This window comes from Cellvibrio sp. PSBB006 (assembly GCF_002162135.1).
Lineage (GTDB): Bacteria > Pseudomonadota > Gammaproteobacteria > Pseudomonadales > Cellvibrionaceae > Cellvibrio.
On record NZ_CP021382.1, the window covers coordinates 2,803,232 to 2,818,415 of the forward strand.

Consider the following 15,184-nt stretch of genomic DNA (forward strand, 5'->3'; position numbering starts at 1 on the left):
GCTGGCTTTGCTGGGTGGGGATGTGTTAACTGGCAACTTATTCTTCGAGTTGCGCCGTAATCGCGGCAGGCGCATCAGAACCCTTAAACAGATCGGACGATGCCAAGGCACTCGCAAATACACCTACACAAAAGATAAGAACCACACCACTAACAATATCGATTTTCATAGTTTGAGTTATCAATAAAAAAGTTTTCTTTTCACTGCAAGACTTATACCCGACCGTCAATCGGCAAATCCCGCGAGACAGGTTTTACAGCGGACTTAGATCAGCTCCATGCTGTGTATCCATACTCACGCAAAAAAATGGCTTTTTTGTTGCGTCCTCGTACCAAGCTCCTCGTCTTATAGCGTGTGTCCTTATCGCTCGCATCGTCACAATTAATAAAAATTGTGCGTGGATATGAAGCATAGACACAGGGTTAGCTTAACAACAGTTTTTAGTCAAAAAAATTCCAACTATTTTTTAATTTGTGCAGCATTCCACAGATGAAAACCCTCCGAAAACAAAAAAGCCAGACATTTCTGTCTGGCTTTCGCAACATTGATGCCTAATGGTTATTAAAGCCCTGTACTGCGACTGACAATTTCACCACTGCGGGAGCGGAGTAATACCATGTCCGCCGTTGTTTCGACCGGTTTTTCATAGGCTTTCCAGCTTTCACCTGCATCGAGGCTGTACTCGATTGTCAAACCGGGGTATGCAGTATTTGCCCGCAGCGTACCGTTTTGTATAACCGCACCCGGGGGCGGTAAATGCAATTGCACTCCAGCCGCGATCATCCTGGGCAGCTCTTTTATTGCCAGGGTCTGGGCAAATTTGGCCCATTCCTGTTGGCGCTGCACCAAATCAGGTTTATCGCTTTCCCATGCCGCCTTGTGCCAGGCGCGTTCAGCCAGTGCGATCAGGCGCGGATAGATCATGGTTTCCACCTGCTCGGCAGTCCGGATAGTTTCGGTCCATACCTGCCCCTGGATGCCGAGGATATTCTCCGGTTTTTCCAGGCCCGGCAGTTCACGACCCACCAGAGCTTCCAGGTTGTCGATATTCGCACCGGCGCGAGTCTTATCAGCATTCGCATAGAGGTTGTCCGGCATGTAGCCGAAGACCTTGGCGGTATCGGTGTATCGCGCTGCCCAGTAGTAACCGCGCTCTTCCGGGTGAGCCTCGTAAGGATGGTCGAAGTACAAATGCGTGGCGTGGGAGAGAATCACTTCGTAACCGGCATTTGCCAGACGATAGGCGCGGTCCGCTACGCCCCATTCCCAGATGTTGTCCCAGGCATTGGCCATCACCCGCTTGTTATCGAACTGCGCGCGGTTGAAGGTGTTGTTGGGGTCGTACATTAAACCGTCTTCCCAACCCGCCAGTGCCAAGCCACGCTGACTGCTCAACGCTGCCACCCGGCTTACGAAATACGGTTTCAAATCTGCCACCCCGGCCACGCCGGTTTCGGTGGCAAACAGGGCTTCACAAGCCGGTGAGGCAGTCCAGGAACCTGCGCCCACTTCGTCGCCACCCATGTGGAAAGTCTCCAGTTTCAAGCCGGCTTTGCGATACATCTGCTGCAGCTCGTACATCACCTTATCCACGAAAGCATAGGTCGAGGGCAGGCAAACGTTGATGGAGTTGTCGGTATAGTTTTGCACGGTGATGTATTCGGATTTGTCTTTTGGATCAGACAACAGGTACTGCTCGGCTTGCGCTTTTTTGCCAGCAGCGAGTAGCTTTTTGTAGCGCGCATCCATCGCCTTCACCGCTGCACGGGCGTGACCGGGCATGTCAATTTCGGGGATCACTTCAATATGACGCGCGGCGGCGTATTTCAGGATCTCAATAAAATCTTCGGTGCTGTAGTAGCCATTGCCGGAACCGGTTTTGGATGGCCCGGTACCCAATTGAGTCAACAGGCACGTCTGTTCACTCAGGTCAAAACAGCGGAAGGCGCCGATGTCGGTCAACTCCGGCAAACCCGGAATCTCGATCCGCCAGCCTTCATCTTCGGTCAGATGCAGGTGCAATTTATTCAGCTTGTAACGCGCCATCTGCTCAATCAGCCGCAGCGTCACCGCTTTGCCGTGGAAGTTACGGCCCATGTCGTAATGCATACCGCGCCAATGGGCGCGCGGACTGTCGCTGACGCTCACCAACGGCAGTGAATAGCTTTTGGCGGGTTCTGCGGGCAGCAAGCTCAATAAACTCTGTACGCCATAGAAGGCACCGGCATTGTCGCTGCCATTGATAATGATCTTGTCAGCGGTAATGCTGAGGCTGTAACTTTCAGCTTTTTGCGGAACACCGTTTTTGTTCGCATCGCCAGCATTCACCTGCAACTCAATAACCTTGCCGGACGCTGCCACATGGTCCGCTTTGGTATCCAGCTCCACGCCCAGCGCCTCTTTTAAACGCGCCTGAAGATATTTAGCTTCGCCCATCAGGCGGCCAGCGTGGCGAATCTGCCAGGTGGCATTCAGATTTGCGCTACCGCGCTGCACTTTCATTTCCTGTGGCTTTGGAATGATGCGCAAGGCCGCTTCGTTGCTGTTCAATGGAATCTCATTGACCGCCCGGTTCGCCTCATAACGGGAGGGTGCGGTGGCAATCGGGAATAAATCCGGCTCGTTGTGCCGCAGCAACTGCTCCGGGCGCTCAAAGGCATCAACAAATTGCTTCGTATCTTCAGTGTCGGTATTGGCAAAGATTTCAGCCTGCAAACCGGGCCGATAGATAAATGCGCGGGGCATAAAATCGGTGTAGCTCACCATAGAGGAAGAGGGTGAGTAGGCAATTTCCAGGCTGGCTTTGCTGGCAAGACCCGCGAAATCAGCGGTGGGGGATAGTTGATGTAAGTCACCCTGGACATGGACGAGCTTCAAGCCTGCCACGGTGGTATCCGCCACCTTGCGCACCGAATGGAAGTAAATGCGCCAGTCACTTTCGCCTTTGGGCAAGGCAACAGTGGATTGGTTATTCAGGGTTATTCTCGCCCTTACTCCACCATCACCATAATTGCTCAGGACGCCAAAACGAAATTCGGTAGCATCGGCAAAATTCGCCAGTTGCTGCTGGCTAAGGCTTTGCGCCAGCCCGACATTGCTCAATAAACCCAAGAATAAAAAAACCGCCCATCTCATTGTTATGCTCCCGCCGTGTATTGAGTAACCCTGATGTTGAGTCACTCGGGAATCGTGTTGTGCTTCGCCTGATTCAACAGGCACCCCATAACTGCTCTAATAACTACCCTAAGACCCAAGAATAGACAACGTTGTCCAGATTACACGAGTTTTTGCTCCGACCAATAGCGTTCTGTGCAGAAAAGCGACAATCAATAGGCCAGATTTCGGCGACGCACGCCGAAAACCCGCGAAAAATCAGCGATCAAGCGCTTTGGCTGGAAAAAAGCAGATGGGGTAAAGAAAGGTAAATCGGACGACAGGGGCATCCGCGCCATCGAGGGCGCGGATGCAAGGGGCTTAACCGAGGAAAAACTTATAGGCTTCGTTGCCGGTTTCGTCCCAGAAGGGATAACCCAGCTCACTCAGGAATTTCTTCACCTGACTGCGTTCTGCCTTGGGCACCTGCATGCCCACAAAGACGCGCCCTGATGCCGCACCGTGGTTGCGGTAGTGGAACATGGAGATATTCCAGTGTCCCGCCACCCGGTTGAGGAAGGTATAAAGCGCGCCGGGGCGTTCGGGAAACTCAAACCGGTACACCACTTCCTCACCGACGTTAGGTGCATGACCACCCACCATGTGGCGGATGTGCAGCTTGGCCAGTTCGTTATCCGTCATATCCACTACGGCGTAGCCCTGCTGTTTCAGATCGGCTACCAGTTCCTGACGGTCCTGTCCGCCACTGCTGACCTGAATACCGACAAAGATCTTGGCTTCGCGGTTATCGGCGTAACGGTAATTGAATTCGGTGATGTTGCGTTTGCCCAGCGTTTTACAAAATTCCTTGTAGGCACCAGGGCGCTCCGGAATGGTCACCGCCAATATGGCTTCGCGCTGCTCACCGATCTCGGTGCGCTCGGAGATATAACGCAAGCGATCAAAGTTCATGTTGGCACCACAGGCGATGGCCACAAACGTCTGGCCACTGAGCTTGTGCTCCGCCACATATTTCTTGATACCCGCCACACTGACCGCGCCGGCCGGTTCGGCAATAGAGCGGGTGTCTTCAAAGATGTCTTTGATACCCGCGCAGATTTCATCGTCACTCACGGTAATAACGTCATCCACCGTCTTGCGCAGAACACGGAAGGTTTCTTCACCGATCTGCGCGACTGCGATGCCGTCCGCGAAGATGCCGACATGGGGCAGAACCACACGCTTTTTCTTTTCCAGCGCCGCCTTCAGACATGCTGACTGATCCGACTCCACCGCAATAATCTTGATCTCCGGGCGCACAAATTTCACGTAAGACGCAATACCCGCGCACAGGCCGCCGCCGCCCACCGCCACAAAGATCGCATCGATCTTGCCGTGGTATTGGCGCAGGATTTCCAGCCCGATGGTGCCCTGCCCGGCAATCACATCGGGATCATCAAAAGGATGCACGTAAGTCAGCCCTTTTTCTTCCACCAGCTTTTTGGCGTATGCGGAAGCTTCATCATAATTGTCGCCGTGCAATACCACCTTGGCGCCACGCGCCTTGACCGCATCCACCTTGATCTGCGGCGTCGTGCGCGGCATCACGATGGTGGCTTTAATACCCAGGTGCTGCGAACCCAGCGCCACGCCCTGAGCGTGATTTCCCGCAGACGCGCAAATCACGCCGCGCTCGCGCTCTTCGCCGGTGAGCTGCAACAGTTTGTTATACGCGCCGCGCAATTTGAACGAAAACACCGGCTGCAAATCTTCACGTTTGAGCAGTACTTTATTGCCGGTACGCTGGGACAAAAGGCGCGCTTCATCCAGCGGCGTCTCGACCGCCAGATCATAGATACGGGCATTCAGGATACGTTTGATGTAGGAATCGGGCATAGTTAAAAAACTTACTGTCGAAGGAGAGGAAAAACTGTTCCGCATAGTAAACAATTTAGGCGCAGCCCGCATTAGGCGCGATGAAAATCCGTATAATGCGCCCCACCTGATTCACCACGGCGATGGGATATTTTTATGACACAAGACGAACTCAAACAAGCCGTCGCACGCGCGGCGGTCGACTACATAGCCCCCAAACTCCACGCTGACGACATTGTCGGCGTCGGCACCGGCTCCACCGCCAATTACTTCATCGACTATCTTGCGGACATCAAGGATTCTTTTTCCGGCGCAGTAGCCAGCTCCGATGCCTCCGCCGACCGTTTAAAAAAGCACGGCATTGAGGTATTCGACCTCAACAGCGTTCACCAACTGGCGGTATATGTCGACGGTGCCGATGAAAGCAATGCACAACTGGAATTGATCAAAGGCGGTGGCGCCGCCCTGACCCGCGAAAAAATTGTGGTGGCCACCGCCAAAGAATTTGTGTGTATCGCCGATGAAAGCAAATGGGTGGATGTACTCGGCGCCTTCCCGCTGCCGGTGGAAGTGATTCCCATGGCCCGTTCCTACGTGGCGCGCGAACTGGTTAAGCTGGGTGGTGATCCGGTGTATCGCGAAGGCGTGGTGACGGACAACGGCAACGTCATCCTCGACGTGCATCATTTACAGATTCTCAATCCCAAGGAGCTGGAAACCGCCATCAACCAGATTACCGGCGTGGTCACCAATGGCTTATTCGCCCGTCGCCCGGCGGATGTGTTACTACTCGGCACGCAGTCCGGCGTTAAAACATTGCACCCCAAATACTAAACCTGGAAGTTGGCAATCTGCACCGACAACTGGCGCGCGGCATCATCAAGGTTACTGGCTATATAGGTTGAATGTTGTGCGCTTTTGTTGGTGCTCTGCACCAGTCCCACCACCCGAATCACATTTTTGTTAATTTCTTCCGCGGCGTAGCTCTGCTCCTCAGCGGCGGTCGCGATCTGGGTGTTCATGTCGTGGATGCGACTTACCGCCGCCGTGATGTCGGTGATGGATTGCCCGGCCCGCGAAGCAAACACCGTCGTGGTGCGGGTTTTGTCCTGGCTTACCTTCATCGCCTGCATGGCTTGCGCTGCACCGCTTTGAACGGCGTGGATAATCTGCTGAATCTCCGCCGTGGACTCCTGGGTGCGCCGGGCCAGCGCTCTGACCTCATCGGCCACCACCGCAAAACCACGCCCCTGCTCACCGGCACGCGCCGCTTCAATCGCCGCGTTTAACGCCAGTAGATTGGTTTGCTCCGCGACATTCTTAATCACATCCAACACATTACTGACGCGCTTGGTTTCTGCATCCAATTGCGTCATGGCTGACTCGACGTTATCCACCTCGTGCGATAACTGGGTCATGGAGTTCATGGTCTGCTCCATGATCGACAATCCATCACGGGCATTATTGTCGGCTTCCTGTGCGGCGTTGGCAGCGCCGGACGCATTGCCGGCGACCTCCTGCACCGTGGAGGACATTTCATTTACCGCCGCCGCCACCTGGTCGGTAGACTCCTGGGTTTCACCGGAGTAACGGGCAATTTCCGATGCGGTTTTATTGATATCTGCCGACGCCTCGCCCAATTGCACAGCCGATGTTTTTACCGCGGCGATAATCTGCACCACGGACTTCTGCATATGGTTGATGTTGTTGCCCAATTGGCCCAGCTCATCCTCACGCTTTAGCGTCAGGGTGCGCGAGAAATTACCTTCCGCCAGATGCTGCAGATGCGCCATGATGCTGTTCATCGGCTGCAAAAAACTGACACGCAAGGTGTACCAGATAATCGCCATAACCAGCAGTGCTACCAGTATCACGACCAGTGTGGACCAAAAAGAAATCTGTTCACTGCGGGCACTGGTTGCTGCGACATGTTGTTGCACTTGCGCGGCAATTTCCTGCGCGGCTTCCAATAGCAGCCGACTCGGTTCCCGGTCAATACCGGTTACCGCGCTATCGCCTGCGGTATGATCAAAATTTGCCGCTCTGAATGCCTGCGCACCGCGCTGATATTCTATAAAGGCCGCCGCATGCGCAGCCAGAAAATCGCGCACCAGCGTTGCACTTTGACCTTCAGGCAAGGACGCCAGCAACGATTTTCCGTCAGCCTGAATATCCTCCTGTAACCGTGCAAACTGCGACCAATATTTTTCATATTGCTCAGGGTTGTGTCCGCGCAAGAGTACGTTCTTCCATTCCTGTACCTGGGTTTTGAAATTGAGATTGATCTCACTGATGCTACGTTCCTGCGCTGTATCGAGCATCAGAATCGTTTCGTAATCGTCGAGATGTTTATTCAGCTGTGTGATCGCGATGATGGCAGCCAGAAACAAACCGCCGAGCCCACCGCCCAGGATCGCCATCAGGCGCGTTTGCATACTTCTGTTTATACCTATCATGATTGCACTCCAATGAGGCTGTATAAAAACCAAACGTTAGACATTGATTTGAGCAGCACACGTGTCGGCATCAACCTGAAAAACTTCAGCAAAAAATTCACAAAAATTTAATAAAAATAACAATAGGCCGTTGTGCAGAGGGACGCCAGTGGTATGGTAAAAAATTTGCTGGCGCATTTATTTTCTTGTCATCTTTTTGTCATATTAAGAACCTAGAGTTCAGGTTCATCGTCCTTCGGTATAGATCCATGAAAATCTCCACGCGCTTGATGCTGGGCGCGATTGCCCTGACGGCTGTCGCGGTCATCTCCGCCGCCGGCACCACCGCATGGCTCGCCTTACAAGACAGTTCTGCGGCCATCGAAGAATCCATCGAACAACAATTTCAAGCGGTTGCCATCAGTCGGGAAAACCAGATACACGCGCAAATGCAAAGCTACAGTGATTTATTGCTGTCGCTTTCCCACGGTCGCTTGTTACAGGAAGCCGTGTACGGATTTGTGCGGCCGTTTGTGTCTTATCGCTATGAAGTGGAACCCATCACTACCGATGAACTGCGCGCGCAAATGCACGCATGGTATGCCACGCAATATCAGCCGGCTTATCAGGCACAAACTCACGGATTACAGGCACCCTATCAACAATGGCTGGATCAATTAAGCCACGAGGCGCTGCTGATCCAACGCTATTACCTGCACGACAATCCGCACGGCGTGACAGCGCTGGCGGCGTTAGAGGATCGCGCTGATGCCACTGTCTATGGACAACAACATCGGCGTTATCACAGCAGTTTGCGCGATCTGGTAGAACGATTCGGTTTTTCTGATTTGTTGTTGATCGACAGCCAAAGTCTGGCGGTGATGTATTCCGTCAATAAGGGTCCGATACTTGGCAGTTCGCTGGATAACGGCCCGTTCAAGGACAGTGCTCTGGCTGATATCAGCCGGCAATTGCGCCAGGCGACAAAAACGGATGTCATTATTTCACCTTTCAGTCACAGCAACTTTCGTTTTGGACAACAGGTGATTTATGTCGGTGTGCCGGTTTATCACGACATTCAAAGTCCGGATAAAAAGCTGGGCTTTTTGGTCGCCGAGATTCCCGTGCAACGCTTCAATGACATCATGACCGCCCAACGCAACTGGGCATCTTTAGGACTGGGTAATACTGGCGAAGCGTATCTGGTTGACCAACACGGAACCCTCGTAACGGAATTGCGCGAAGCTTACACAACACCGCAAACCTTGTTAGCGCAACTGCAACAAACAGTTTCGTCCGATACGTTTGCGGCAATGCAACGCACGCAGCACATCGGTGGTTGGTTGAATATTAATTCAGCGCCGGTCCAGCGCGCCTTGCGCGGCGATTCCGGGATCGCCTTCGAGCGCGATTACCTGGATCGGGAGATGCTCACCTCCTGGCGACCGATGCACATTGGGCAACAACAGTTTGCGTTGATTACCCAACAAGATGCACATGAAGCGTTTCACGCGCTGGAGCAAATGCAGATCAATATCTGGAGCAGCGTTGCACTCGCCGTTGTTTTACTCACCGGCATTGCCGCGTGCGCCGCATTTATGTTTTCCCGTTACTTCGGTGCACCACTGACGCGGCTGACACAGCAGATTCAGCAGGCGGCAAACGACAAAGATCTGAGTACCACATTTATCAGCACACGTACCGACGAGTTGGGTGATATCAGCCGTGCGCTTAACTCGCTCTTCGCTGTACTGCGCACAACGCTGGAAGATGTCGCTCATGCGACACAACATTCGTTCACTGCGGCCAATGAAAATGCCGCAACCAGCGAACAATGTCGGCAGGAAACCGAGCGGCAACGACGCGAAGCTCATGCACTGGACGGCGCCGCAACGCTAGTGGTGAATGCACTGGGAGAAATGTCGCATTCGTTAACGCAGATGACGCGCGAGGTTGAAGCGGCGACCCGTACCGCCGATGACGGCAAGCAACGCGTCAATGCCGTTGCCGTGCAAATGCGTACACTCTCGACCCAGGTAGCGCATTCGGGTGACAGCATGGTGGAGTTACGCAACGCTGCCGACAATATCGTTACCGTGTTAGTCACCATTCAGCGGGTGGCGGAACAAACCAATTTGCTCGCGTTAAACGCGGCGATTGAAGCCGCCAGAGCGGGTGAACACGGGCGCGGTTTTGCCGTCGTTGCCGAAGAAGTCCGTCGCTTATCGTTCGACACGCAAGCGGCCACCGGCGAAATTCAGGAATTGATCAATCACCTGCGCAGCACCGTCGACCAGACCGCCAGCGGGCTCGCCGCCGAACAGGAAAGTGCGGCACGTTGCGTAACGGAGTCGGAAACCGCTGAACAGGCCTTGCTGGAGATTCATCGCGCGGTAAAACAAGCCAGCGATGTCATCCAGTCCATTACCCAACAAGCCGAACTCGAAAGTGCCCGGGCAGAAGAGATGCGCCAGCGCCTGGCGATTATGGTGCAAGCGGTGAATGAAACAGACCAATCAATTATTCGTGTTGCCAACACGGCACAGCAACAACATCAGGTAGCACATCGCATGATTCAGGCTACGCGCCTGTTAAAAATTGCCTAGCGTCGTTGGTGCTGTTCAAGCTTTTGGCTGGTGGACTTCCCTGGCCGGTTGCGCAGCAATTTTTTCGTCGGCCCAGGCTTCTTCACTCGCACTCGATTCAGACCCATCTTGCTTTACGCTTTGCGCGGGTGAATACACCAGCGTAATCAACATCGGAAAATGATCCGAACCGAATGATGGCAAGCGTCGAATATCCTTGAGCGTAAAATGGTCGCTGTGAAACAGGTGATCCAACGGCCAGCGAACACACCAGTAATCCGCATGAAAACTGTTAAACATACCGCGCCCGACACGCGGATCGAGCAAGCCGCTGATCTTGCGAAACAAGCGGGTGGTTGCCGACCAAGCCACATCATTTAAGTCCCCCGCCACGATAACCGGCAGTTCAGCATCCACCACACTTTTTGCCACCACCAATAACTCCGCATCGCGCTCGGTCGACTCTTCATTTTCACTCGGACTGGGCGGCGCCGGATGCAAAAAATGCACGCGCACCTGTTGGCCGGACGGCAATATTGCCAGCGCATGCATGGAAGGAATATTGGGTTCGATTAAAAATTGTATGGCGGGGTCTTCCAGCGGCAAGCGTGAATATACGTGCATGCCGTAAAGATTTTCCAATGGACATTTGATGGTGTAAGGATAATCCGCGCCCAAGACATCCAGTTGCTGCTGCCACCAGGCATTCGTCTCCAGCGTCACCAGAATATCCGGCCGCCATTGATGCACCTCGCGTAACAAACCCGCGGCATTTTTATTGGTCGTGAGCACATTGGCCGTCATGATGCTGATGGTGTTATTCGCATCGTCTCCCGGAGCCAGCTTCACTTCAATAGGAAAGAATGGCGTGTACGCGGCGATCCACCACAATTGATAAACCAGACACAATACCGTCAGCCCCACTAACACCAGACTCGCGCTCTCTGAAAAATCCAGCAACATCAACTGCAACAACAACACCGCCGCCGCAACAACCGCAACCTGCAAACGCGGAAAATCCCAACCGCGCACCCACCAGGCTTCATAACGCCACAAGGTGATGAAAGTCGCCAACAACAGCAGGCCGTTGAGCAAGGCAAAGATGAATAACATGATAAGTATCCCTGATAGCGTAATCATTCCATTGTGCCGCTATAGCGAGCCTCATGCACCCGAGGCATCAGCAAAGTTATTCAAACTTTAGCAATCTGGCAGATAAATCACTGTGCGTTGGCGGACCAAGCGAACCGGATGGGTAGGTTCATATGTCAGGGGTAGTTTGGCGTTAGGGCATTGGTTTCGAAACCCTCAATTCAGGGATGAATTGAGGGAGCTACAGGGATGTATGCATGCGTTTTCGAAACCAATGCCCTAATGACAAACGGCTTGCGGAGTACCAATCAGAAAATGCTGGTAACGCGTTTACAACTTGGTAATTCTCAACCAATTAATATTCCAGCCACTTTGCGGCGCATACAAACCAACACTATGCGTACCCGCCGGCAACTGCACATCGCGATACACCGTCGTCCAGCTCTGCCAACCACCAGTCGACGGAATCGTCACCGTCCCAAGCTGCGTCGCACCACCATTCAAATCCAGCGACAACTGCGCCCCACTGGGACTCGCCACCCGAAACTCAACGCGATAACTACCTGCTGTCGGAAAATTAACGTTGGCGTAACTCATCCAATCTCCCGCATCGATCCAACCGACATTCAAACCACCACCAACATCCTGGGTCGCCTCCGTCTGTACACCGGACATATAGCTGTAAGACTCCGCCTGGATCAGTTGCGAAAACGCGGGCGAAGAACTGCTGGACGACGAACTGCCATTACCATCAAGACTTTGCACATAAGTCGTACCAGCAGCGCGCAGGTTGGCCACCGCCTGATTGACGAGCGCCGGAGACACAATGTTGTCCTTCTCAAAATACACCCAGTCGATATCTTCGTAATATTCGCGGTAGGTTGAGGTATTCAGGTAACCGCGCGTATTACACGCCGGATCAAAACAATCGTTGCTGAACCAGATCTGGAACATCAGGTACATCGGATGATCCGGCGCAACCGCACCGCTGAAACCTTCCTGGAAAACACCGTCGATATAAAAAGACACATAGCCATCCATCACCTGCGCCACCAGCGTGCGCCATCCTGCCAAACTGCCGGTGCGAACGGTATGACCGCGACTCGTAGGATCGCTGAAATCGACAATCCGATAAGTGCTCATCCACATCGCGGGAGTACCCGATCCCGTCCACCAACCGCCATTGGCCAGATATTCAAAATCGATTTCGCTGTAAGGTTCTGCGCCTTCGATGTAATCCGTCAGGCCGAAAAAGGTTTCAATCACCGTGTCGCCGTCCGGGCCGATAGAGGGCGTATCTGTAAAAAACATACGCGCGGCCCAGGTGCCATTTTTGTAAACCTGCTCAACCCGTGCGACTTCTGTTTGCGACGAGGTACCGGCGGTGGATTGGTTGGTAGCCGTATTGATATTGTTGCGATTGACATTGGTGCTCGCCTTGAGCCGCATCAATTTATTGCCGGAGGACGCCGGGTCATTCACGAAGGACACGTTGGCCGTGCTCCAGGTGCCGTTAGCCAGACCCGGCCCGCCATTCCAGGTGCGGATGCGCCAACCATTCCCGGTCAATTGCGCGGTATTGCTATAACTGAAATCATCGAACAGCACTTGTTGCGCATGAACCAGTGGCGCCAACAGCGCCAAAAGCAACGCGCCGACAAGATGCCGGGCGAGCCTGATTGATACTTTTTGATTGACCGAATACATGAATTTCTCCTGACAGTTTTTTTGGTATGAGGATGAAAATTGTCGCTGTGAATGAACACGCCGTTCACGCTAACACCCACCCATAACCCCAACAATACAGCGCCCCAAACTCGTACCGACACTGCCGAAAGTCGAACCCACAGAACCCACCAGTTCACAATAAATGGCAAACAAACACGCCATACGCATGCCAGGTGTTACCTGGTTGCGATGGATTTAACCGCACCATTCGTCGCGCTTATCTGCAATTCCGCCCGCCGCTCTGTCGTTCCGTCCGCTTCCACTCGGCCCATTGGTCAGGGGTTGATAGCCTATCTCTTCACCCACATCGGGTTTCACTACAGTTAAAGGAGAGTCATATGAAACATGTTCATTTTCAGGGAGTCACCAGCAGCCTCCAACGGGCTGAACAGGCAGTAAAAGATTTTGCCGGTGAATTCCGCCAATGGCTGCGCCAGGCCAACTGGCTGGAGATTTTATTGCTGTGCATTCCGGTGGCATTAGCGATTACGTTATTGCCGCTGGTGTTGTTATTGTTTGTTCTCTGCATGCTCGCCCGCTGGCTGATGAGTCCGGCTAATCCGCCCGAAAAAAACGGACTGGTCGTAGACAACAACGTCACTGACACCGATGATAAGCCCCAGGCTGTCAATCAATAACGCAATGGCCGCAAGGAAATGGAGTATCAACCGATGAACCACAAACCGACCACACCGGACCACAATCCGGAAACCAATTTCAGCAAACTTTGGTGGCAATTCTTTGACTGGGTTGCAGTGGTTCCCTGGCCCAAGATGGTGGTGCTCTGTTTCCTTGCATTTATCGTCGCCGGTATTTTGCATTTGCCGTCGATTTTTTATCTGGCCATCCTCGCCACCATCGTGATGAAGATTTTGGCTGGCGGTAAACGGCGCGCCGACATCGCCGCCAGCGCCGCCTCCGAACGCGCCGATGTGGAAGCGCTGGAAAGGCGGTTACTGGAGGCCCAGGTGGCCGTACTGCAAGCCCAGGTCGAGCCGCATTTTTTATTCAATACATTGGCCTTGATCGGCCAATACATTGAAACTGATCCACCGGAAGCCGCGCGGATTCACCGACACCTGATTGATTACCTGCGCGCGGCCGTTCCGCAGATGCGCGCTGGCGGCGGCACGACACTGGCGGAACAAATTAATTTATCGCGCGCGTACCTCAATATCATGCAAGCGCGCATGAAAGAGCGGTTGCGTATAGCTATTGACGTGCCGGAAGCATTAAATGAGGCGCGCTTCCCGCCAATGATGTTGCAAAGCGTGGTAGAAAACGCCATCAAACACGGCCTCGAACCCAAACTGGCCGGTGGTGAAATTAAAATTCGCGCGCGCCTTGCAGAAGGTGATTTAGTGGTGGAGGTCATCGACAACGGTGCCGGCTTTAACCCCCGAGCAAAAGACGGTGTCGGTCTGGCCAACATCCGCGAGCGATTGAAAATATTGTACAGTGGCAAGGCGCAACTGGTGATTGAAGTTCCGCCACAGGGCGGCACAGCGGTGGCAATCCATGTACCCTACCATCTCAATGAAAAATAAATAACCTGATAAAAATATGAACCGGAGTTCCGTCTGATGCCCACCGCCATCATCGTTGACGACGAAGCGCCCATGCGCGCCCAACTGCACCGCCATTTAAAAAATGTATGGCCACAGCTGGCGATCGTAGCGGAAGCCAGCAGCGGCGTTGAAGCGATTGAATTAGTGACGCGCCACAAACCGGACATTATTTTTCTCGACATCCGCATGCCCGGCCTCAGCGGCATCGAAACAGCCAAAGTGTTGTACAACAAATGCCATATCGTCTTCGTTACCGCTTATGACCAATACGCCGTGCAGGCGTTCGACCAAGGCGCGATTGATTATCTGCTTAAACCCGTGGACGACGAGCGCTTGCGTCTCACCTGCGAGCGCTTAAACGCGCGCTTGCAGAGCCAACCGGAAAATATCGAAGCCCTGTTAAAAAACCTGCTGCAGTTTGAAGAAGGCCAAACGCCGAATTATCTCCGCTGGATTCAGGCCAGCGTAGGTAACAGCTTGCGCATGATCAGCACCCAGGAAATTTTATTTTTTCGTGCGGATGATAAATACACGCGTGTGCAAACGGAGAAAGCGGAATTTCTGATTCGCAAGCCGTTAAAAGACCTGGCACTGGAGCTGGACCCGCAGGAGTTCTGGCGGATTCATCGCGGGATTTTAGTGCGCGTGGATGCGATTAGCGAAGTCACCCGCGATTATCGCGGGCGCCAGATTGTGCATGTGCGTAATCATCCTGAGCATCTTGAGGTGAGTCGGAACCATTCGCATTTGTTTCAGCAGATGTAGGGGATTTTCTTGTGAGATAGGAGTTGCGAAGTGTCATTCGAGA

The 15,184-nt window shown here is 53.3% G+C and carries 11 protein-coding genes; 5 read left to right on the top strand and 6 right to left on the bottom strand.

All coding sequences use genetic code 11. The annotated features are described in order from the left end of the window. Window positions 1-37: 37 nt before the first annotated feature. From CBR65_RS22575 to ilvA, 3 genes are all read right to left on the bottom strand, one after another. Entirely contained in the window at window positions 38-169 is a 132-nt protein-coding gene (locus tag CBR65_RS22575; protein WP_255377125.1) for a hypothetical protein, read from the bottom strand. 392 nt (window positions 170-561) lie between these two features. After that, window positions 562-3,135 carry a family 20 glycosylhydrolase gene (locus tag CBR65_RS11750; protein ID WP_087467022.1) on the bottom strand — a complete coding sequence of 858 codons (2,574 nt, stop codon included), beginning with the start codon at window positions 3,133-3,135 and terminating at the stop codon, window positions 562-564. A 339-nt stretch (window positions 3,136-3,474) separates the two neighbouring features. Further along, window positions 3,475-4,989, bottom strand: coding sequence for a threonine ammonia-lyase, biosynthetic (gene ilvA, locus CBR65_RS11755; RefSeq protein WP_087469046.1), 1,515 nt, complete (start codon window positions 4,987-4,989; stop codon window positions 3,475-3,477). Between the two features lie 135 nt (window positions 4,990-5,124). On the opposite strand from ilvA, the gene rpiA reads away from it, so the two are divergent. Further along, window positions 5,125-5,802 (top strand): ribose-5-phosphate isomerase RpiA, encoded by a 678-nt coding sequence (rpiA, locus tag CBR65_RS11760; RefSeq protein WP_087467023.1) that lies wholly within the window; start codon window positions 5,125-5,127, stop codon window positions 5,800-5,802. On the opposite strand, the gene CBR65_RS11765 is transcribed toward rpiA, so the two are convergent. Further along, a complete protein-coding gene (locus CBR65_RS11765; protein WP_087467024.1) occupies window positions 5,799-7,424 on the bottom strand; it encodes a methyl-accepting chemotaxis protein in 1,626 nt (541 codons plus the stop codon). The two genes, rpiA and CBR65_RS11765, sit on opposite strands and share 4 nt — an antisense overlap. Before the next feature lie 248 nt (window positions 7,425-7,672). On the opposite strand from CBR65_RS11765, the gene CBR65_RS11770 reads away from it, so the two are divergent. Then, window positions 7,673-10,009: a methyl-accepting chemotaxis protein gene (locus CBR65_RS11770; RefSeq protein ID WP_087467025.1), complete on the top strand. Its 2,337-nt coding sequence runs from the start codon at window positions 7,673-7,675 to the stop codon at window positions 10,007-10,009. A gap of 15 nt (window positions 10,010-10,024) precedes the next feature. On the opposite strand, the gene CBR65_RS11775 is transcribed toward CBR65_RS11770, so the two are convergent. Then, window positions 10,025-11,101 carry an endonuclease/exonuclease/phosphatase family protein gene (locus CBR65_RS11775; protein WP_087467026.1) on the bottom strand — a complete coding sequence of 359 codons (1,077 nt, stop codon included), beginning with the start codon at window positions 11,099-11,101 and terminating at the stop codon, window positions 10,025-10,027. Window positions 11,102-11,410: 309 nt separating this feature from the next. After that, window positions 11,411-12,787 (bottom strand): carbohydrate-binding protein, encoded by a 1,377-nt coding sequence (locus CBR65_RS11780; protein WP_087467027.1) that lies wholly within the window; start codon window positions 12,785-12,787, stop codon window positions 11,411-11,413. Between the two features lie 359 nt (window positions 12,788-13,146). Here CBR65_RS11780 and CBR65_RS11785 point away from each other — a divergent pair, with 359 nt between their 5' ends. The 3 genes from CBR65_RS11785 to CBR65_RS11795 are packed head-to-tail and all read left to right on the top strand — an operon-like array spanning window position 13,147 to window position 15,141. Beyond that, on the top strand, window positions 13,147-13,446 hold the full coding sequence (locus tag CBR65_RS11785) for a hypothetical protein (RefSeq protein ID WP_087467028.1): 300 nt from the start codon (window positions 13,147-13,149) through the stop codon (window positions 13,444-13,446). A 33-nt stretch (window positions 13,447-13,479) separates the two neighbouring features. Continuing rightward, window positions 13,480-14,355 (top strand): sensor histidine kinase, encoded by an 876-nt coding sequence (locus tag CBR65_RS11790; protein ID WP_087467029.1) that lies wholly within the window; start codon window positions 13,480-13,482, stop codon window positions 14,353-14,355. A gap of 36 nt (window positions 14,356-14,391) precedes the next feature. Further along, window positions 14,392-15,141 carry a LytTR family DNA-binding domain-containing protein gene (locus CBR65_RS11795; RefSeq protein ID WP_087467030.1) on the top strand — a complete coding sequence of 250 codons (750 nt, stop codon included), beginning with the start codon at window positions 14,392-14,394 and terminating at the stop codon, window positions 15,139-15,141. Window positions 15,142-15,184: the final 43 nt, after the last annotated feature.